The 19406-nt window shown below is 67.9% G+C and carries 15 protein-coding genes; 11 read left to right on the plus strand and 4 right to left on the minus strand.

All coding sequences use genetic code 11. From position 1 onward, the window contains the following. The first annotated feature begins 57 nt into the window (after positions 1–57). On the plus strand, positions 58–1824 hold the full coding sequence (polX, locus tag ACTJKF_RS03860; RefSeq protein ID WP_440622246.1) for a DNA polymerase/3'-5' exonuclease PolX: 1767 nt from the start codon (positions 58–60) through the stop codon (positions 1822–1824). A 33-nt stretch (positions 1825–1857) separates the two neighbouring features. Here polX and ald read toward each other — a convergent pair whose 3' ends face one another. Then, positions 1858–2973: an alanine dehydrogenase gene (ald, locus tag ACTJKF_RS03865; RefSeq protein ID WP_440622247.1), complete on the minus strand. Its 1116-nt coding sequence runs from the start codon at positions 2971–2973 to the stop codon at positions 1858–1860. Positions 2974–3307: 334 nt separating this feature from the next. Between ald and ACTJKF_RS03870 the strand changes: the two genes are divergently transcribed. From ACTJKF_RS03870 to ACTJKF_RS03890, 5 genes are all read left to right on the plus strand, one after another. Beyond that, on the plus strand, positions 3308–3721 hold the full coding sequence (locus ACTJKF_RS03870) for a DUF3995 domain-containing protein (protein ID WP_440622248.1): 414 nt from the start codon (positions 3308–3310) through the stop codon (positions 3719–3721). A 581-nt stretch (positions 3722–4302) separates the two neighbouring features. Then, positions 4303–5043, plus strand: coding sequence for a gluconate 2-dehydrogenase subunit 3 family protein (locus ACTJKF_RS03875; protein WP_440622249.1), 741 nt, complete (start codon positions 4303–4305; stop codon positions 5041–5043). Further along, positions 5043–6821 (plus strand): GMC family oxidoreductase, encoded by a 1779-nt coding sequence (locus tag ACTJKF_RS03880; RefSeq protein WP_440622250.1) that lies wholly within the window; start codon positions 5043–5045, stop codon positions 6819–6821. The genes ACTJKF_RS03875 and ACTJKF_RS03880 overlap by 1 nt, the downstream gene beginning before the upstream one ends. Next, entirely contained in the window at positions 6818–8236 is a 1419-nt protein-coding gene (locus ACTJKF_RS03885; RefSeq protein ID WP_440622251.1) for a c-type cytochrome, read from the plus strand. The genes ACTJKF_RS03880 and ACTJKF_RS03885 overlap by 4 nt, the downstream gene beginning before the upstream one ends. Before the next feature lie 205 nt (positions 8237–8441). Further along, on the plus strand, positions 8442–10157 hold the full coding sequence (locus tag ACTJKF_RS03890) for a cation:proton antiporter domain-containing protein (RefSeq protein WP_440622252.1): 1716 nt from the start codon (positions 8442–8444) through the stop codon (positions 10155–10157). A gap of 233 nt (positions 10158–10390) precedes the next feature. Here the strand turns inward: ACTJKF_RS03890 and ACTJKF_RS03895 are convergent, their stop codons facing one another. After that, positions 10391–12283 (minus strand): peptidoglycan D,D-transpeptidase FtsI family protein, encoded by a 1893-nt coding sequence (locus ACTJKF_RS03895; protein ID WP_440622253.1) that lies wholly within the window; start codon positions 12281–12283, stop codon positions 10391–10393. A gap of 373 nt (positions 12284–12656) precedes the next feature. Then, positions 12657–13004, minus strand: a complete 348-nt coding sequence (locus ACTJKF_RS03900; protein WP_440622254.1) for a DUF3564 family protein — start codon at positions 13002–13004, stop codon at positions 12657–12659. Positions 13005–13656: 652 nt separating this feature from the next. Between ACTJKF_RS03900 and ACTJKF_RS03905 the strand changes: the two genes are divergently transcribed. Further along, complete coding sequence (locus ACTJKF_RS03905; protein WP_440622255.1) at positions 13657–14868, plus strand: SDR family oxidoreductase; 1212 nt, start codon at positions 13657–13659, stop codon at positions 14866–14868. A gap of 72 nt (positions 14869–14940) precedes the next feature. Here ACTJKF_RS03905 and hpaR read toward each other — a convergent pair whose 3' ends face one another. Further along, on the minus strand, positions 14941–15381 hold the full coding sequence (gene hpaR / locus ACTJKF_RS03910) for a homoprotocatechuate degradation operon regulator HpaR (RefSeq protein WP_440622256.1): 441 nt from the start codon (positions 15379–15381) through the stop codon (positions 14941–14943). 152 nt (positions 15382–15533) lie between these two features. Between hpaR and ACTJKF_RS03915 the strand changes: the two genes are divergently transcribed. The 4 genes from ACTJKF_RS03915 to hpaD are packed head-to-tail and all read left to right on the plus strand — an operon-like array spanning position 15534 to position 19379. Continuing rightward, positions 15534–16223, plus strand: a complete 690-nt coding sequence (locus ACTJKF_RS03915) for a fumarylacetoacetate hydrolase family protein (protein ID WP_440622257.1) — start codon at positions 15534–15536, stop codon at positions 16221–16223. Continuing rightward, positions 16220–16984, plus strand: a complete 765-nt coding sequence (locus ACTJKF_RS03920; protein WP_440622258.1) for a fumarylacetoacetate hydrolase family protein — start codon at positions 16220–16222, stop codon at positions 16982–16984. Before ACTJKF_RS03915 ends, ACTJKF_RS03920 begins: the two co-directional genes overlap by 4 nt. A gap of 26 nt (positions 16985–17010) precedes the next feature. After that, positions 17011–18474 (plus strand): 5-carboxymethyl-2-hydroxymuconate semialdehyde dehydrogenase, encoded by a 1464-nt coding sequence (gene hpaE, locus ACTJKF_RS03925; RefSeq protein WP_440622259.1) that lies wholly within the window; start codon positions 17011–17013, stop codon positions 18472–18474. 56 nt (positions 18475–18530) lie between these two features. Beyond that, entirely contained in the window at positions 18531–19379 is an 849-nt protein-coding gene (gene hpaD, locus ACTJKF_RS03930) for a 3,4-dihydroxyphenylacetate 2,3-dioxygenase (protein WP_440622260.1), read from the plus strand. The last annotated feature ends 27 nt before the right edge of the window (positions 19380–19406 follow it).

Consider the following 19406-nt stretch of genomic DNA (forward strand, 5'->3'; position numbering starts at 1 on the left):
CAGACGCCGTCGCGCCAGCGCACGGCGCCATCCACGTGGAAGGGAGCCACGCCGATCATGCCGATCCACAATGCCGAGTGCGCGGCCGTGTTCGCCGAAATCGCCGACATGCTCGAAATCCAGGGCGCGAATCCGTTCCGGGTGCGCGCGTATCGCAATGCGGCCCGCACGATCGCGGACTACGGACGCGACATTCCAACGATGATCGCCAACGGCGGCGATCTCGGCCAGATTCCATCGATCGGCACCGATCTCGCGGCGAAGCTGCGCGAGATCGCCGCGACCGGCACCTGCGAACTGCAGCAAACGTTGCGCCACGCATTGCCGGGCGCGATCGTCGAACTGCTCGACGTGCCGGGCCTCGGCGCGAAACGCGTGAAGGCGCTGCATGATGCGCTGCACGTCGACTCGCTCGAACAGCTGCGCGCCGAAGCGAAGAGCGGACACGTGCGCGCACTGCCGGGCTTCGGCGCGAAGACCGAAACGCATCTGCTCGACGCGATCGACGACCGCCTGCAACGCGAACCGCAGCGTTTCCTGCTGCCGGCCGCCGCGCACTCGCTGCTGCCGTTGCTCGACCGCCTGCGCGCGGTGCCGGGCGTCGGCGAAGCGGTGCCGGCCGGCAGTGTCCGCCGTTGTCGCGAGACGGTCGGCGATCTCGACATCCTCGTGACCGCACGCGATCCGGCCGCGGTGGCCGATGCGTTCGTCGGCTACGGCGAGGTCGCGCGGGTGCTCGCGAACGGCAAGACGCGTTCGAGCGTGATGCTCGGCAACGGACTGCAGGTCGACCTGCGCGTCGTCGACGCCGGCGCGTTCGGCGCGGCGCTCGTCTACTTCACCGGATCGAAGGCGCACAACATCGCGCTGCGCAGGATCGCGCAAGCCGGCGGGCTGAAGATCAACGAATACGGCGTGTTTCGCGGCGACGAGCGGATCGCGGGCACGACGGAGGCGTCCGTCTACGAGGCGATCGGCCTTCACTGGGTGCCGCCCGAACTGCGCGAGGATCGCGGCGAGATCGATGCGTCGCGCGTCGGCAGGCTGCCGGCGCTGGTCGAACGCAAGCACCTTCACGGCGATCTGCATGCGCATACCGACGCGTCAGCCGGACGCGACAGCCTGCGCGTGATGGCGGACGCCGCACGCGCGCGCGGGCTCGCGTATCTGGCCGTCACCGACCGCACGCCGGATCGCGACGGCGGCCGCGCCGATTGCGACTGGCTCGTGCGGCAGATCGACGAGATCGACCGCCTGAATGCGTCGTTCGACGACTTCGTGCTGCTGAAGGGCGTCGAGGCCGGCATTCGCGAGGACGGCAGCCTCGACCTGTCCGACGACGTGCTCGGCCGGCTCGATCTCGTCGTCGGCGCGGTGCGCGACGGCTTCGACCTGGCCGGCGACGCGCAGACCGAACGGCTGCTGCGTGCGATGGATCATCGGTATTTCACGATCCTCGCGCATCCGACCGGCCGGCTGCTCGGCGAACGCGACGCGTGCGAGCTCGACGTGCCGCGCGTGATCGCCGCGGCCGCCGCGCGCCGCTGCTTCGTCGAACTCGATAGTGACCCGCGGCGCTTCGATTTGCCGGACGTGTGGTGCCGCGAAGCCGCGAAAGCCGGTGTCTTGGTGGCGATCGGCTCGGATGCGCCGTGCGCGGACGATCTCGATCGTCTCGGCGACGGCGTCGGCCACGCGCGGCGCGGCTGGCTCACGCGGCAGGACGTGCTCAACACGCGCACGCTCGCGCAATTGCGGCCGTTGCTGGCGCGCACGATGGGCGGGCACGGCGCGTCGAAGCGCGGCCACCCGAAGGGCGCGTGACGGTGCAAGTGCTCGACGGTGCGCGCGCCGCGGTCAGACCAGCACGGCCTCGGCCGGCACGTACGGCAGGCCGAGCGCGAGCGCGACCGCCTCGTACGTGATGTGGCCGTTGCAGACGTTGAGTCCCGCGCGCAGATGCGGGTCGTCGGTCATCGCGTGTTTCCAGCCCTTGTCGGCGAGCGCGAGCGCATGGCCGAGCGTCGCGTTGTTCAACGCGAACGTCGACGTGCGCGCGACCGCGCCGGGCATGTTCGCGACGCAGTAGTGCACGACGCCGTCGACGACGAAGGTCGGCTGCGCGTGCGTCGTCGCATGCGAGGTCTCGAAGCAGCCGCCCTGATCGATCGCGACGTCGACGACGACGGCGCCCGTGCGCATCGTCGCGATCATGTCGCGCGTGACGAGCCGCGGCGCCGACGCGCCCGGCACCAGCACGGCGCCGATCACGACGTCGGCGTCGCGCACGGCTTCGTCGATCGTATGGGCGTTCGAACAGACGGTCGCGATCCGGTTCGCGAAGATCAGGTCGAGCTGGCGCAGCCGGCCCACGTTTGTGTCGAGCACGGTGACGCGCGCGCCGAGGCCGACCGCCATCTGCAGCGCGCCGGTGCCCACCACGCCCGCGCCGAGCACCACGACGTGCGCGGCCGGCACGCCGGGTACGCCGGCCATCAGCACGCCGCGGCCGCCGCGCGGGCTTTCGAGGTGGGTCGCCGCGACCTGGATCGACATGCGTCCCGCGACCTCGCTCATCGGCGCGAGCAGCGGCAGCCCGCCGCCGGCGCCCGTCACGGTTTCGTACGCGATGCAGACGGCGCCGGATTTCACGAGCGCGGCGGCCTGCTCGGGATCGGGCGCGAGATGCAGGTAGGTATAGAGGATTTGCCCGCGCCGCAGCATCGCGCATTCGGCCGGCTGCGGTTCCTTGACCTTGATGATCATGTCGGCGCGCGCGAAGATGTCGCGCGGGTCGTCGCACAGCGCGGCGCCGGCGGCCGTGTAGTCGTCGTCGTGCAGGCCGATCGCGGCACCCGCGCCGTGCTGCACGAGCACGTGATGACCATGCCGCGCGAGCTCGCGTGCGCCGGCCGGGGTGAGGCCCACGCGGTATTCATGGTTCTTAATCTCTTTCGGCACGCCGATCAGCATGAGTCGCCTCCATGGGGAATCGTCATCGTTATCGCTTGTCGTGCCCGCGCGCCCTGGACGGTGCGGACGGGGGCGTTGCGCATGCATGGTCCGATTGCCGTATCGGAATAAAAGGGTAGCGGTGGCCGGAGGGAAGTCAAGCGGCGGCCCGGTGTTGCGGTGCNCCGCACCGCAACACGCCATGCGGCGCATTGCGACCGGACGTCGCAATGCATGCCGCACGCGCTTTCGGTATCGTCTTGCGTGGCGCGGAACGGGGCCGCGCGCCGGTATCGTGCCGGCCGAATCACGACAAGACTGACGGAGACACGATGAGACGGGGAGCCTTACCGACATGACCGGCGCGTACTTCAGCGTGCCGACGCTTTGTGCGATCGCACTCGTTCACGTCTACTGGGCGTTCGGCGGACAGCGCGGCAAACGTGCGGCGATTCCGGAACACGACGGCGTACCGCTGCTGCGGCCGACCGCGCTCGGCACGCTGGGCGTCGCGGTGGCGTTGCTGGCGGGCGCGTGCGCGGTGGCGTCGCGTGCCGGCTGGTGGTGGCCGAACCGGTATCCCGCCGCGATCGCGTTCGCGATCGTTGCGCTCGCATTGATCTTCGCGGTGCGGGCGGTCGGCGATTTCCGCTACGTCGGCTTCTTCAAGCGAATCCGCGGGTCGCGGTTCGCGCGAATGGATACGCTCTGTTACTCGCCGCTTTGCGCGATGCTGGCATTCGCCATTGCGTCGATGTTCCGGGCGTGACGAGCGGGGGCGCCGCATGCAGCGGCGTCGATCCGGACAACGCCTTCGGCCGTCGCGCGTGCCGGCGGCCCGCGTCGGCTGCAGAACAATCGCAGGTTTCGCGGGTGCCTTGGCCGACCGTTGCACCATCGTTGTGCATATCGGCGCCCGGATTTTTCAATTGTTGCGTTTTTCGATGCAATAAATTGCGCCGAACCCTTTGGAACTGGAACCGGTTCCATCTATAATCGGCGCCACTTTGTCGCCAGCTCCCGAATGAGGGTCGTGCACGTTGCGCTTGCCGTCGGCGGGCGCGGCATCTAAGTTGAACAGGGGTCATGGCGACGACGGGCAGAGGCGGGCCGAGTGCCTGGTTTTGTCCGACGATCAGACCCGTGAAGAGGTCGACACCGCTCAGCGCAGGAATCGGCGCCAACGCGGTTGCATGACGGCGCCGCCGCGCGTTGCGCGGCCGGCATCCGCAGCGAGCTTGTGCGCAACACAGCAAGAACAGGACGGCCGGCCGCGTGCGGCATGGCTGCCGTGTCGGGCATGCCGCATGTGGAATGCCCGCTACGCTCCCCAACGATCAACATCCGACCATGTCCACGCCACCCGACAAACCCAATTCGCGTCGCCGCTTCCTGCGCACGTCGGTCGCGCTCGTGCCGATCGCGTCGGTCGCCGGTTGCGACCTGCGCGCGCCGTCATCGTCCGCCACCACGGCCGGCAATGCCTCCAACGCGTCGGCCGGCGCCGAACGCACGCCGTACAAGCCGACCTTCTTCGATGCGAAGGAGTGGGCGTTCGTCCAGGCCGCCGTCGACCGGCTGATTCCGGCGGACGCCGAAGGCCCCGGCGCGCTCGACGCCGGCGCGCCCGAATTCATCGATCGCCAGATGGAAACCCCGTACGCGCACGGCGCGACGTGGTACATGCAGGGACCGTTCCAGCAGGGCGTGCCCGAACTCGGCTACCAGTTGAAGCTCGTGCCGCGCGACATCTACCGGCTCGGCATCGCGGCGGTCAACCGCTATTGCGAAAAGGCGCACGGCAAGGCGTTCGCCGAGCTCGACGCGCCGACCCGCGACACGGTGCTCGGCGGGCTGGAGAAGGGCAGCGTGCAGATCGACGACGTGCCGTCCACCGTGTTCTTCGGCCAGTTGCTGCAGAACACGCGCGAAGGCTACTTCTGCGATCCGGTGCATGGCGGCAATCACGACATGGCCGCGTGGAAGATGATCGGCTTTCCGGGGGCACGCGCCGACTTCATGGATTTCGTCAATCAGAACGGCAAGCCGTATCCGTACGGTCCGGTTTCAATCAACGGGGAGCGCACCTGATGGCCGCAGAAAAGAAGCCGCACGTCGATGCGGTGATCGTCGGCTTCGGCTGGACCGGCGCGATTCTCGCGAAGGAACTGACCGAAGCGGGCCTGAACGTGGTCGCGCTCGAGCGCGGCGAGTATCGCGACACCTATCCGGACGGCGCGTATCCGAACACGATCGACGAGCTGACCTACAACATCCGCAAGAAGCTGTTTCTCGACCTGTCGAAGACGACCGTGTCGATTCGCCACGGCGTGCAGGACACCGCGCTGCCGTACCGGCAACTCGCGGCGTTCCTGCCGGGCGAGGGCGTCGGCGGCGCGGGGCTGCACTGGTCGGGCGTGCACTTCCGGATCACGCCGGAAGAGCTGCGCCTGCGCAGCCACTACGAAGAGCGCTACGGCAAGAAGTTCATCCCCGAAGGGATGACGATCCAGGACACGGGCGTCAGCTACGACGAGCTCGAACCGTATTTCGACTTCGCCGAGAAGGTGTTCGGCACGTCGGGGCAGGCGTACAAGGTCGGCGGCAAGGTGGTCGGCGACGGCAACGTGTTCGAGGCGAACCGCAGCGACAACTTCCCGCTGCCCGCGCAGCTCAATACCTATTCGGCACAACGCTTCTCCGATGCCGCGAAGTCGCTCGGGCTGCATCCGTACCGGTTGCCGTCGGCGAACACGTCGGGGCCGTACACGAACCCGTACGGCGTGCAGATGGGGCCGTGCAACTTCTGCGGCTACTGCAGCGGCTACGCGTGCTACATGTACTCGAAGGCATCGCCGAACCTGAACATCCTGCCCGCGCTGAAGCAGGTGTCGAACTTCGAGCTGCGCTCGAAGTGCCACGTGCTGCGCGTGGACCTCGACGATACGAAGAAGCGCGCGACGGGCGTGACCTACGTCGACCCGGCCGGCCGTGAAGTGCATCAGCCGGCCGATCTCGTGATCGTCGCCGCGTTCCAGTATCACAACGTGCACCTGCTGCTGCTGTCGGGCATCGGCAAGCCGTACGACCTGATCTCGGGCGAAGGCGTCGTGGGCCGCAATTTCGCGTACCAGAACCTGTCGACGATCAAGGCGTTCTTCGACAAGGACACCTACACGAACCCGTTCATCGGCGCGGGCGGCAACGGCGTCGCGGTGGACGACTTCAACTCGGACAACTTCGACCACGGCCCGCTCGGCTTCGTCGGCGGCTCGCCGCTGTGGGTGAACCAGTCCGGCGTGAAGCCGATCAGCGGCATCGCGACGCCGCCGGGCACGCCGCAGTGGGGCTCGGCGTGGAAGAAGGCGGTGAAGGACAACTACGCGCACACGATCTCGATGGACGCGCACGGCACGAACATGTCGTACCGCGACGTCTACCTCGACCTCGATCCGACCTATCGCGATTCGTACGGCCAGCCGCTGTTGCGGATGACCTTCGACTGGAAGGACAACGACATCAGGATGGCGCAGTACGTGACCGGGCAGATGAAGAAGATCGCGGAGGCGATGGGGCCGAAGGCGATCGGCGTGTCGACGCGCGAGTTCGGCAAGCACTTCGATTCGCGCGCGTACCAGACGACGCACCTGGTCGGCGGCGCGATCATGGGCACCGATCCGAAGACGAGCGTGCTGAATCGCTACCTGCAGTGCTGGGACGTGCACAACGTGTTCGTGATGGGCGCCTCGGCGCTGCCGCAAGGCATCGGCTACAACCCGACCGGGATCATCGCGGCGCTGGCCTACTGGTCGGCACGCGCGATCCGCGAGCAATACCTGAAAAATCCCGCCCCGCTGGTGAACGCATGAAGAGGACGATGAACCACCACAACGCCGCGCGCTGCGTGTCCCCGCTGCGGCGCGCAGTGGCGATCGGCACGGCATGGGCGGCGTTCGGCCTCGCCGGCGGATCGGCCTTCGCGCAACCGGCAGCGCCGGCTCCGGGCCCGGCCGCGGCACCGGTCGCCCAGTCGGCCGACGCGGCCCTCGTCAAGCGCGGCGAATACCTTGCCCGCGCGGGCGACTGCATCGCGTGCCATACCGCGAGCGGCGGCAAGCCGTTCGCGGGCGGACTGAAGTTCGACACGCCGATCGGCGCGATCTACTCGACCAACATCACGCCGGACGCGAAGACGGGCCTGGGCGGCTGGACGTTCGACGACTTCACCCGCGCGGTGCGCGAGGGCGTGCGCAAGAACGGCGACACGATGTACCCGGCGATGCCGTTCCCGTCCTACGCGCGTCTGAACGACGACGACATGAAGGCGCTGTACGCGTACTTCATGCACGGCGTCGCGCCGGTCGAGCACGAGAACCGCAAGGTGGACATCGTGTGGCCGCTGTCGATGCGCTGGCCGCTGACGTTCTGGCGCAAGATGTTCGCGCCGGCGCCGAAGCCGTTCGATGCGGCGGCGTACACCGATCCGGTGGTCGCGCGCGGCGCGTACCTCGTGCAGGGTCTCGGCCATTGCGGCGCGTGCCACACGCCGCGTGCGGTGACGATGCAGGAGCGCGCGCTGACCGATGCGGGCGGCCTCGACTTCCTGGCCGGCGGCGCGGCGATCGACGGCTGGGTGCCGACGAGCCTGCGCGGCGAGCCGCGCACCGGGCTCGGCACGTGGAATGAAACCGAGATCGTGCAGTTCCTGAAGACGGGCCGCACGCTGCGCACGGCCGCGTTCGGCGGGATGACGGACGTGGTCGGCCACAGCATGCAGCACATGACCGACGGCGACCTGACCGCGATCGCGCGTTACCTGAAGACGCTGCCGCCGCGCGTGCAGGGCGAGCAGCCGCACGTGTACGACGCGGCCGCCGCGAAGGCGCTGCAGGCCGGCGACGCGAGCAAGCCCGGCGCGGCCGTCTATCGCGACAACTGCACGGCGTGCCACCGCAGCGACGGCCACGGCTATACGCGCGTGTTCCCGGCGCTCGCCGGCAACCCGGTCGTGCAGGGCGACGATCCGACGTCGCTGATCCACGTCGTGCTGGAAGGCAGCGCGCTGCAGGGCACGCGCACCGCGCCGTCGACCTTCACGATGCCGCCGTTCGGCTGGCGCCTGTCGGATCAGGAAGTCGCGGACGTGTCGAACTTCGTGCGCACGAGCTGGGGCAATACGGGTACGGCGATCACGGCCGCGCAGGTCGCGAAGGTACGCAAGAGCGTGCCGTCGACGCGGCCCGAGCCGCCGCCGGGCGCACGCTTCCCGCAGGCGTCGCGCTGATGCACGGGGCGGGGCACCAGGCTCCGCCCGTTCCGCCGCGCGGCGCCGGCCGGCCCGCGCGACGTGTCCCGTCCGACCGGGGTTGCACCCCGCAATGGCGCGCCAGGCCGTGAATTTTTCGCGGCGGCGCGCCATTTTTCCGTCTCATCCCTTATCCTTCCATTCTTGAGCCTTACTAAATAGTTACAAGAACTCGGGAGGGGGGATGCCTCATGACGTCAGCCTGATTGCGTTGCTCGCGGCCGGTTTCGGTCTCGCGATGATCTTCGGTTACCTCGCGTCGCTGCTGAAAATGCCGCCGCTCGTCGGCTATCTGCTCGCCGGGATCGTGATCGGCCCCGGCACACCCGGTTTCGTCGGCGACCTGTCGCTCGCGCAGCAGCTCGCCGAGGTCGGCGTGATGCTGCTGATGTTCGGTGTCGGCCTCCATTTCTCGCTCGGCGATCTCCTCGCGGTGCGCAAGATCGCGCTACCGGGGGCCGTCGTCCAGATCACCGTCGCGACGCTGCTCGGCGGCGGGCTTGCGCTCACGTGGGGCTGGAGCGTCGGCGCGGCACTCGTGTTCGGGCTCGCGCTGTCGGTCGCGAGCACCGTCGTGCTGTTGCGGGCGCTCGAGGGGCGCGGGCTCGTCGAGACGGTCAACGGACGCATCGCGGTCGGCTGGCTCGTCGTCGAGGATCTCGTGATGGTGCTCGTGCTCGTGCTGCTGCCGCCCGTCGCCGGGCTGCTCGGCGGCACGCCGCCCGGCGACGCGCACGCGGCGGGCGGCAGCGTGTGGGGCACGCTCGGCGTCACGATGCTGAAGGTCGCCGCGTTCATCGCGCTGATGCTCGTGGTCGGCAAGCGCGTGTTTCCGCGGATTCTGTGGCTCGTCGCCCGCACCGGCTCGCGCGAGCTGTTCACGCTGTGCATGATCGCGGCGGCGGTCGGCATCGCGTTCGGCGCGGCGAAGCTGTTCGACGTGTCGTTCGCGCTCGGCGCGTTCTTCGCCGGGATGATGATGCGCGAGTCGGAATTCAGCCGGCGCGCGGCCGACGAAACCCTGCCGTTGCGCGACGCGTTTTCGGTGCTGTTCTTCATTTCGGTCGGGATGCTGTTCGACCCGAAGGTGCTGATCGCCGAGCCGCTGCACGTGATCGAGGTCGCGGCGATCGTGCTGGTCGGCAAGACGCTCGCGGCGGTCGCGCTCGTGATCGCGTTCCGTTATCCGCTGAACACCGCGCTGACGGTCGGCGCGGGGCTCGCGCAGATCGGCGAGTTCTCGTTCATCCTCGCGGGGCTCGGTCGCGCGCTCGGGCTGCTGTCGGCCGAAGGGCAGAGCCTGATTCTCGCGGTCGCGCTGATCTCGATCGCGATGAACACGCTGCTGTTCGCGATGATCGATCCGGCGCTCGCGTGGATCCGCAAGCATTCGGCGTTCGCGCGCAAGCTCGAGGCACGCGACGATCCGCTCGCCGCGCTGCCGATGTCCACACCGCAGACCCACCTGACCGGGCAGGTCGTGATCGTCGGCTACGGCAAGGTCGGCATGCGGATCGCGCACGCGCTCGACGAGCGTGGAATCGCTTATGTCGTCGTCGAGCAGAACCGCGAGCGCGTCGAGAAGCTGCGCGCGGACGGCGTCGCGGCCGTGTCGGGCGACGCGATCGAGCCGATCGTGCTCGTGCAGGCGCATATCGCGCGCGCCGGGATGCTGGTCGTCACGCTGCCGGACGTCTTTGACGTGCGGCAGATCGTCGAGATCTCGCGCACGCTGAATCCGACGCTGGAGGTCGTGTTGTGCACGAACAGCAACGACGAGGCTGCGTTGCTGTCGAGCGAGGGTGTCGGCACCGTGTTCATGGGCGAGAGCGAACTCGCGCGCGGGATGACCGAGCACGTGCTCGACAGGATGGCGAGGCCGGTGGCGGCTGCGCATTGATGCATTGACACACTGGCGCATGCCGCGGCCCGTGGCCGGTGCATGTGGATTGACGAGCGGTTTGTGCCGGCCCTCATGAGGGTCGCACGCAACGCGCGTGCGGCGGAGCGAATACTTGGGCGCATTCCGGCGCATTCCGGCGCATTCCGGCGCATTCCGGCGCATTCCGGCGCATTCCGGCGCATTCGGACGTATTCGCGCCGAGCATCGCGCGGCGCCACCGCCTGTCGGCTTCAGCCTGCCGCCGCCTTCGTCCGTACGGCCGCGCCGGTTTGCGCGGCCGTTTTCACCGGCGTCGGTGCCTTTTGCGCGACCGCTGCCTTCGATTGCGCCGCGGCCTTCGGTGTCGCGACCGGCTTTTGCGGTGCCGCCTTGACCGGCGCATTCGGTGTCGGGTCGACCGGCGCGTCGGGCGGCACGCCGAGCAACTGCAGCGAGCCGCTCGTGACCGACGCGAACACCGGGCCGGCCACCGTGCCGCCGTAATAGCCCTTGCCGCGCGGCTCGTCGATCATCACCGCGACGATCAGGCGCGGGTCGCTCATCGGTGCCATTCCCGCGAACAACGCGCGATACTTGCCCTTCGCATAGGTTGCGCCGACCTGTTTGCGCGCCGTGCCCGTCTTGCCGCCGATCCGGTAGCCGTCGACGCGTGCCCGGCGCCCCGTGCCGCCTTCGCCGACCGCCGACTCGAGCATCGCGCGGATCGCTGCCGCGGTTTGCGGCGACGTCACGCGATGGCCGCGATGCGCATCGATCGTCTGCTGGTCGGCGCCGTTCTTCAGCAGCGACACCGGGTGCAGCGTGCCGTCGCCCGCATAGGCGGTGTAGGTCTGCGCGATCTGCAGCAGCGACATCGACAGCCCGTAGCCGTACGCCATCGTCGCCTGCTCGATCGGCCGCCAGCGCTTGTAGCCGCGCAGGCGGCCCGACGCGACGCCGGGGAAGGTCAGCTCCGGCGCGCGGCCGATCCCGTATTCCTGGTACTTGTTCCAGATCGTTTCGGCGGGGAGGTTCAGCGCCAGCTTCGCGAGCGCGACGTTGCTCGACTTCTGCAATGCCTGCGACACGGTGAGCGAGCCGTGGTTGGAGGTATCGTGGATCACGGCCGGGCCGATCTTGTAGGTGCCCGGCGACGTGTTGATGATCGTGTTCGGGGTGACCTTGCGCTCGTCGATCGACAGCGCGACGACGAGCGGCTTGATCGTCGAGCCGGGCTCGAACGTGTCGATCACCGCGCGGTTGCGCAACTGCTGGCCCGTCAGCCGCGCGCGGTCGTTCGGATCGAAGGTCGGGTAATTGGCGAGCGCGAGGATTTCGCCGTTCTGCGCGTCGAGCACGACGACGCTGCCGGCCACCGCGTTGTTCTCGAGCACCGCGGCCTTCAACTGGCTGAACGCGAGCTGCTGGATGCGCCGGTCGATTGTCAGCTCGATCGTCGCGCCGTGCTGTGCGGGAACCAGCGGGCGCGTGTCGGACACGATGCGGCCGAGCCGGTCGCGAATCACCTCGCGTTGCCCGGCGGTGCCCAGCAGCCGCGTATTCGCCGCGAGCTCGACGCCTTCCTGGCCCTTGTCCTCGACGTTGGTGAAGCCGACCACGTGCGCGGCCGATTCGCCTTCCGGATAGAAGCGTTTCGAATCGGCGATCTGCGTGATGCCGTCGATCTGGAGCTTGTCGAGCCGGCTCGCGGTGTCGGCGTCGATCTGCCGCTTGAGCAGCACGAACGTCCGGTCGCCGCGCAGGCGGCGTTTCACTTCCGCGAGCGGCATGTCGAGCAGCTTCGCGATCTGCGGATAGTCGATGTCGGCGACCTGTTTCGGGTTTGCCCAGATTTCATAGGTCGACAGGCTGACCGCGAGCATCGCGCCGTTGCGATCGACGATCCGTCCGCGCATCGCGTCGAGCTCGATCGTGCGCTGATAACGTTTCTGCCCTTGCCCGACGTAGAAATCCTGATTCGCGACCTGTATCCAGAACGCGCGTCCGATGAGTGCGGCAAAGCCGAGGGACACCATGATCACGACCAGCTTCGAGCGCCACATCGGCAGGCGTGACGCGAGCATCGGGTGCTTGGTCGCGGCGGCGTAAGGATCGGCGGGGTGGGTCTTCTTTTTCACGCTCATGCAAGGGCCGGGTCGGGCCGCCCGAGGGCAGCTGATCAGTTTGAATAATGCGATTGTAATAAATGAGTAAACATCGTGTGGGGAAAGTGTGTTTTGGCCCCTCAAAAGATGCGGAGCTTCAGGCGGGCACGCGCGGCAAGCGAGAGGGGGCTGGAACGGCGGTGCGGCGCTGGTCGCTGCCGCCGACGCACTTGGGTGGGACGCCGAGAGTCGGTGCCGCCGGCGCGGGGCGATTATCCCGACCCCGATTAATTTCGGGACCGGAAAATAAAAAGCGCCTCGGAGAGAGGCGCTGTTATTTCTGAATATCGAAATGAATATCGCGGAATTCGGAATAAACGGGAATGCCGCAAACGATTACCGTCAAAAATACCTATCGCGCGACGGAAATAAATTCGTGGTATTCCGGCTCCACCGTGGAAAGATCGACCGCCTGCAGGCGCCACGCGCCGTCAGGGTGCTCCCCGGCCAGCACCGCGGGCCCTTGTTCGCGCTTCGTCGCACTGAACGACAGGCCCTTCAGCTGGCATAGGGCATTCCCGCTGTCGGCCTCGCAGAGGGCCATCGCGCCCTCTACGTCCCGAACCTTGCCCCAGGTCGGAAGATCGATACCCTGATGTGCCTCGCGCGACCACAGCCCCTCATCGGTATCGACCCACAGCACTGCGAATGCATGTCGGGTCGCCGATTCGCTGCCATTAATCCGAATAGTGAGGCGCATTGGATCGTCTCCTGAAAAGTAGAAAATGACACGTTCAACCGTTTTGGTTTGAACAGTCTAGATAGACTGCTGTGAAACGCAAGTGATAAACCTCAATAAATCCAAATCTCTTCTATTGGTATCTCGGATGAAAGGACGTCTGACGATGCGAGCGGATTCCGGCCCCGCGCGCAAACGCAGGCGCCACCGCGATTCGCATACGGCGGGCCGGCATCGGGCTGCCCGGGAGATGCGATGACTAGGCCGGGGGCGCGTCGAAGTGTCGCGCCGAAGCGCTGGCCCGACGCGCACCGGCCGAGCTGCCATGCCCGTCTCCGCATGCTGCTCGACCGGCCGTTTCAATGGTTTGACCGCGCCGGCGGCACGACACACTCGGACATTCGCATACAAATCCACACACTTTCGCGAAACTTTCAGGACAGACTGGCGGGCGATCGGGCCCCACACTTGGCATTTCCCGATCCTGCGCCGCGGACGCCCGTTCGCGGCGCGTTGCCGCCGCCTCGTGCCGGAGACGCGATCGACGCGATCGCGGGCCGCAGCCCGATCGGGACCGCCGGGGCGAGCGTCGGCTCCGGCCCGGCCGACGGCCGTGCGTTGCCCGCGACCCGGGCGGCGGCGCCGTCCGGCCGATTCTTCGAAGGAGACTATCGTGCTGATCTGGAAAACCGCGTTGTCGCTCAACTGGCGCACGAGCCTCGTGTCGCCGGCCTGCGCGCCGGTCGCGGCGGCCAACGTCGGGCGGCTGGTGCTGACCGGTGCCACCGGTTTCATCGGCAGTACCGTGCTGACGGCGCTCGTCAATGCAGGATTGCTCGAGCGCATCGTGTGTGTCGTGCGTGCCGACAATCGCGGCCACGCGGTCGCGCGCTTGCGCGAAGCGGCGCTGCGCGCGGGGCTCGCACCGTACTGGGCGTCGCGTCTGGGCGACGCGAACGTGATCGTCGGCGCGCTCGGCGACGTATGGCAAGGCGCGGACGCGCCGCGTCTGGCCGGCGCGACGCACGTGATTCACTGCGCGGGCCATGCGTCGCCGGCCGACGGCGTGCACTTGCGGGCGGACATCGCCGATTCGGTGAGCTTCGCCGCGCGCTTCGCGCACGCGCCACGTCTGCAGCGTTTCGTGTATGTCGGCACCGCGTATGCGCACGCGGGGCGTGGCGGTATCGTCCAGGAGGAAATGGCGGGCGCGGAGGCGAGCGCCGCGGTGCAGGGCACCGACGGGCTGCCCGGCGCGGTGCTCGCGGCGGGCTATCTGCACGCGAAGGCGGAAACGGAGCAGCGGCTGCGCGAGCTGGGGCTGCCGCTCGTCGTCGTGCGTCCGTCACACGTCGTCGGTCATACCGTGCTTGGCACGCGGCCCGCGCCGAATTCGTTCTGGATGTTTCGCGTCGCGCATGCGGCGCGCCGCTTCACCGCGCGGCCGATGACGCGCATCGACATCGTGTCGGTCGACGACGTCGCGCGCGCGACGATGTTGCTGGCGGTGAAGCCGACGCTGATGCACGACGTGTACCACGTGTCGGCCGGCGACGAGGCGCCGCAGGTCGCGCAGATCGTGCGCGCGATGGACGAGGCGGCCGGCATGACGGGTGCGCCGCGCTATGCGGCATGTGCGCCGGCCGAGCTGCCGCTCGTGGTGCGCGACGTGCTCGGGCGGCGCGATCCGGCGCTCGAGCGCGTGATTGGCCGGGCATTGCAGCGTGGCGCGGAGTTCGCGACGGTCGATCGCGTGTTCGACAACCGCCGCGTGCGCGATGAAATCGATTTCGAGCCGCTGCCGTTCATCGATTACGTCGAGGAATGCATGCGCACGTCGCGCGGCATCGCGGTGACCGAGCTGATGCGCGGTGCGCTGCACTGACCGATCGCGCGAGATCCGGGGCCTGCCGGTCCGGTGCCGCCACCGCGCGTCGTGCTCCGGCGGCGACAGGCCTCAGGGCGCGTTGCCGAGTTCGATCAGCCGGTCGAGCGCCCGGTAGATATCGTCGAGGCCATCCTGGCCGAAACGTGCTTCCAGCTGACGATACTGCTCGTCGATGCGCGGGCCGATCTCGGTCACCAGCTGCTTGCTTTGCGGCGTCAGGCTGACCAGCAGCCGGCGCTGATCCTCCTGCGCGCGCGTGCGTGTAATCAGGCCGTCGCGCTGCATCCGTTCCAGCACGCCCGTGAGGCTCGGGCTCAGGATGCAGCAGCGGCGCGCGATCTGTCCTGCTTCGAGCGCCTGCGCCGGCTCGCCGTCGAGCACGCGGATGATCCGCCATTGCTGTTCGGTCAGCGCGAATTCCTTGAGAATGGGGCGGAACAGGCCCATCAGCGTTTCGCGGGCCTCGAGCAGCAGCATGGCCAGGTTGCGATGGTCGAGCGTACGGTTCATCGGGGTGGGGAATGGACGGGGACGCATCAATCTTAACAGCCGATGGTGATGAATTTCGCGTATCAGGGTAATCGAGGTTGCCAGCGTTCGATTGTTTACTTAAGATGTTAAGTATTGACGATGCGCCGCGACGCGCGGCAGGGGAATGACGCATGGAGCTGTCTTGCAGGACCGCCGCGGCGCCGCCGCTGCCGGTCGCCATCGGTACCGTCTACGGCGCGCTGCTCAATGAGCGCGCCGCACTCGCCGCGCTCGGCGATGCCGTGCACGCGCCGCCTTACGGCCGTCCGCCGCAGGCGCCGATCCTCTACATCAAGCCGGCCAACACGCATGCAGCGGACGGCGCGGCCGTCGCGGTGCCGGCGGGCGTCGATGCGCTGGAGATCGGTGCATCGGTGGCGGTCGTGTTCTCGCGGCGCGCGACGCGCGTGCCGGCCGCACAGGCGCTCGACTGCCTGCACGGCTTCACGCTCGCGAGCGACGTGTCGGTCCCGCATCCCGATTACTACCGTCCGGCCGTGCGCTTCAAGTGCCGCGACGGATTCTGCCCGCTCGGCCCGGCGATCGTGCCGGCGGCCGCGCTCGGCGACGTCGACGCGATCGGATTGACCGTGCGGATCGACGGCGAGACCGCGGTATCCGCATCGACCGCGACGCTGATTCGTCCGGTGCGCGAACTGATCGCCGACGTGACGGCCTTCATGTCGTTCGACGCGGGCGACGTGCTGCTGCTCGGCGTCCCGGGTGGCGCACCGCGCGCCCGCGCGGGCAGCACGATCGAGATCGCTGCCGCCGGCATCGGCACGTTGCGGCATGCGCTGATTGCGGAGGACGCACGATGAAGACGGCGCGCGTGATCTACAACGGCGCACTGCATGCGGCCGAACCGGCGGGCGACGGCGTGATTCGCCTCGACACGGGGCGCGTGCTCGACGAAGGCGCGGTGACGTGGCTGCCGCCCGTCGCGCCGCGCACGACGTTCGCGCTGGGCCTGAACTACGCGGACCACGCGAAGGAACTCGCGTTCAACGCGCCGAGCGAGCCGCTGATCTTCCTGAAGGGGCCGAACACGTTCATCGGCCACCGGTCGCACACCGTGCGCCCGGCGGATGCGACGCACATGCACTACGAGTGCGAGCTGGCCGTCGTGATCGGCCGCCCGGCGCGCAACGTGAGCCGCGCGCAGGCGCTCGATCACGTCGCCGGCTACACGGTCGCGAACGACTATGCGATCCGCGATTACCTCGAAAACTACTATCGCCCGAACCTGCGCGTGAAGAACCGCGACACCTGCACGCCGCTCGGGCCGTGGTTCGTCAGCCGCGACGAGATCGGCGATGCGGGCGGCCTGACGCTGCGCACGACGGTGAACGGCCAGGAGACGCAGCGCGGCAGCACGCGCGACATGATCTTCGACGTGCCGGCGCTGATCGAGCACATCAGCCGCTTCATGACGCTGTCGCCGGGCGACCTGATTTTGACCGGCACGCCCGAAGGGCTCGCCGACACGAAACCGGGCGACGAGGTCGTGACCGAAATCGAAGGGATCGGCCGGCTCGTGAACACCATCGTCGGCGAAGCAGACTACTATCGCGCCGGCTGAGCCCGTCGCCGAAGGAAGGAGAGCACATGACCATCAAGCACTGGATCGACGGCCGCGAAGTGGCGAGCCGCGAGACCTTCACGACGCTGAATCCCGCGACGGGCGACGTGATCACCGACGTCGCATCGGCCGGCGAGGCCGAAGTCGACGCGGCCGTGCGCGCGGCGAAGGCGGCGTTCCCGAAGTGGGCGAACACGCCCGCGAAGGCGCGCGCGAAGCTGATGCGCAAGCTCGGCGAACTGATCGAGAAGAACGTGCCGATGCTCGCCGCGCTCGAGACACAGGACACCGGCCTGCCGATCGCGCAGACGAGCAAGCAGCTGATTCCGCGCGCGTCCGAGAACTTCAACTTCTTCGCGGAAGTATGCGTGCAGATGAACGGCCGCACCTATCCGGTCGACGACCAGATGCTGAACTACACGCTGTACCAGCCGGTCGGCGTGTGCGCGCTGGTGTCGCCGTGGAACGTGCCGTTCATGACCGCGACGTGGAAGACGGCGCCGTGTCTCGCGCTCGGCAACACGGCCGTGCTGAAGATGTCGGAGCTGTCGCCGCTGACCGCCGACCAGCTCGGCCGGCTCGCGCTCGAAGCCGGCATTCCGCCGGGCGTGCTGAACGTCGTGCAGGGTTATGGCGCGACCGCCGGCGATGCGCTCGTGCGCCATCCGGACGTGCGCGCGGTGTCGTTCACGGGCGGCACGGTCACGGGCAAGCGGATCATGGAGCGCGCGGGCCTGAAGAAGTATTCGATGGAGCTGGGCGGCAAGTCGCCGGTGCTGATCTTCGACGATGCCGATTTCGACCGCGCGCTCGACGCGTCGCTGTTCACGATCTTCTCGATCAACGGCGAGCGCTGTACCGCGGGCTCGCGGATCTTCGTGCAACGCACGATCTACGACCGCTTCGTGCAGGAATTCGCGCGCCGCGCGAACAACCTGGTGGTCGGCGATCCGTCCGATCCGGCCACGAACCTCGGCGCGATGATCACGCGCCAGCACTGGGAGAAGGTGACGGGCTATATCCGGATCGGCGAGCAGGAAGGCGCGCGCGTGGTCGCGGGCGGCGCGGACAAGCCGGCCGGCCTCGCCGACCATCTGCGCAACGGCAATTTCGTGCGGCCGACCGTGTTCGCCGACGTCGACAACCGGATGCGCATCGCACAGGAAGAGATCTTCGGGCCGGTCGCGTGCCTGATTCCGTTCGAGGACGAGGAAGACGGGCTGCGGCTCGCGAACGACACGGCGTACGGGCTCGCGTCGTACATCTGGACCCAGGACGTCGGCAAGGTGCATCGCCTCGCGCGCGGCATCGAGGCCGGGATGGTGTTCGTGAACAGCCAGAACGTGCGCGACCTGCGCCAGCCGTTCGGCGGCGTGAAGGAATCGGGCACCGGACGCGAGGGCGGCGAATACAGCTTCGAGGTGTTCGCGGAGATCAAGAACGTGTGCATCTCGATGGGTTCGCATCACATTCCGCGCTGGGGCGTGTAACGGGCGAGGGGCGTCGCGCTGCAAGAACGTCGCCAGAACGATACGGAGACTTAACGATGGGCAAACTGTCCCTCGCCGCGAAGATCACGCACGTGCCGTCGATGTACCTGTCGGAAATGCCCGGCCGGCATCACGGCTGCCGTGATGCGGCGATCCGCGGCCACCAGCTGATCGGCGAGCGCTGCCGCGCGCTCGGCGTCGACACGATCGTCGTGTCGGACGTGCATTGGCTCGTCAATGCCGGCTATCACGTGAACTGCAATGCGCGGTTCGCGGGCACTTATACCAGCAACGAGCTGCCGCATTTCATTCGCGACATGCAGTACGCGTATCCAGGCAACCCGGCGCTCGGCCGCCTGATCGCCGAGACGGCCAGCGCGCGCGGCGTCGCGACACGTGCGCACGAGATCGACAGCCTCGAACTCGAATACGGCACGCTCGTGCCGATGCGCTACATGAACGGCGACCAGCACTTCAAGGTCGTGTCGATCGCGGGCTGGTGCATGTGGCATCAACTCGACGAAAGCCGGCGCTTCGGCGAAGCGCTGCTCGAAGCGATCGAAAAGAGCGATTCGAACGTCGCGTTCCTCGCGAGCGGGTCGCTGTCGCACCGCTTCAACGACAACGGCAGCTCCGAGGAATCGATCCACGAGATCAGCCGCGAATTTTTCCGGCAGGTCGACCTGCGCGTGGTCGAGCTGTGGAAGCAGGGCGATTTCAAGACCTTCTGCGCGATGCTGCCCGAGTACAACGTGCATTGCCACGGCGAAGGCGGCATGCACGACACGGCGATGCTGCTCGGCCTGCTCGGCTGGGATCGCTACGACAAGCCGGTCGAGATCGTCACCGACTATTTCGCGAGTTCGGGCACCGGGCAGATCAACGCGATCTTTCCGCTGGCCTGAACGCCGCATCACCTATCCGGAGCGTTG

This window comes from Burkholderia sp. 22313 (assembly GCF_052045245.1).
Taxonomy (GTDB): domain Bacteria; phylum Pseudomonadota; class Gammaproteobacteria; order Burkholderiales; family Burkholderiaceae; genus Burkholderia.

Excerpts from the sequence above, each read along its gene's own strand:
- polX (WP_440622246.1), top strand. The coding sequence starts at position 58 with ATGCCGATCCACAATGCCGAGTGCGCGGCCGTGTTCGCCGAAATCGCC.
- ald (WP_440622247.1), bottom strand. The coding sequence starts at position 2,973 with ATGCTGATCGGCGTGCCGAAAGAGATTAAGAACCATGAATACCGCGTG.
- ACTJKF_RS03870 (WP_440622248.1), top strand. The coding sequence starts at position 3,308 with ATGACCGGCGCGTACTTCAGCGTGCCGACGCTTTGTGCGATCGCACTC.
- ACTJKF_RS03875 (WP_440622249.1), top strand. The coding sequence starts at position 4,303 with ATGTCCACGCCACCCGACAAACCCAATTCGCGTCGCCGCTTCCTGCGC.
- ACTJKF_RS03880 (WP_440622250.1), top strand. The coding sequence starts at position 5,043 with ATGGCCGCAGAAAAGAAGCCGCACGTCGATGCGGTGATCGTCGGCTTC.
- ACTJKF_RS03885 (WP_440622251.1), top strand. The coding sequence starts at position 6,818 with ATGAAGAGGACGATGAACCACCACAACGCCGCGCGCTGCGTGTCCCCG.
- ACTJKF_RS03890 (WP_440622252.1), top strand. The coding sequence starts at position 8,442 with ATGCCTCATGACGTCAGCCTGATTGCGTTGCTCGCGGCCGGTTTCGGT.
- ACTJKF_RS03895 (WP_440622253.1), bottom strand. The coding sequence starts at position 12,283 with ATGAGCGTGAAAAAGAAGACCCACCCCGCCGATCCTTACGCCGCCGCG.
- ACTJKF_RS03900 (WP_440622254.1), bottom strand. The coding sequence starts at position 13,004 with ATGCGCCTCACTATTCGGATTAATGGCAGCGAATCGGCGACCCGACAT.
- hpaR (WP_440622256.1), bottom strand. The coding sequence starts at position 15,381 with ATGAACCGTACGCTCGACCATCGCAACCTGGCCATGCTGCTGCTCGAG.
- ACTJKF_RS03915 (WP_440622257.1), top strand. The coding sequence starts at position 15,534 with ATGGAGCTGTCTTGCAGGACCGCCGCGGCGCCGCCGCTGCCGGTCGCC.
- ACTJKF_RS03920 (WP_440622258.1), top strand. The coding sequence starts at position 16,220 with ATGAAGACGGCGCGCGTGATCTACAACGGCGCACTGCATGCGGCCGAA.
- hpaE (WP_440622259.1), top strand. The coding sequence starts at position 17,011 with ATGACCATCAAGCACTGGATCGACGGCCGCGAAGTGGCGAGCCGCGAG.
- hpaD (WP_440622260.1), top strand. The coding sequence starts at position 18,531 with ATGGGCAAACTGTCCCTCGCCGCGAAGATCACGCACGTGCCGTCGATG.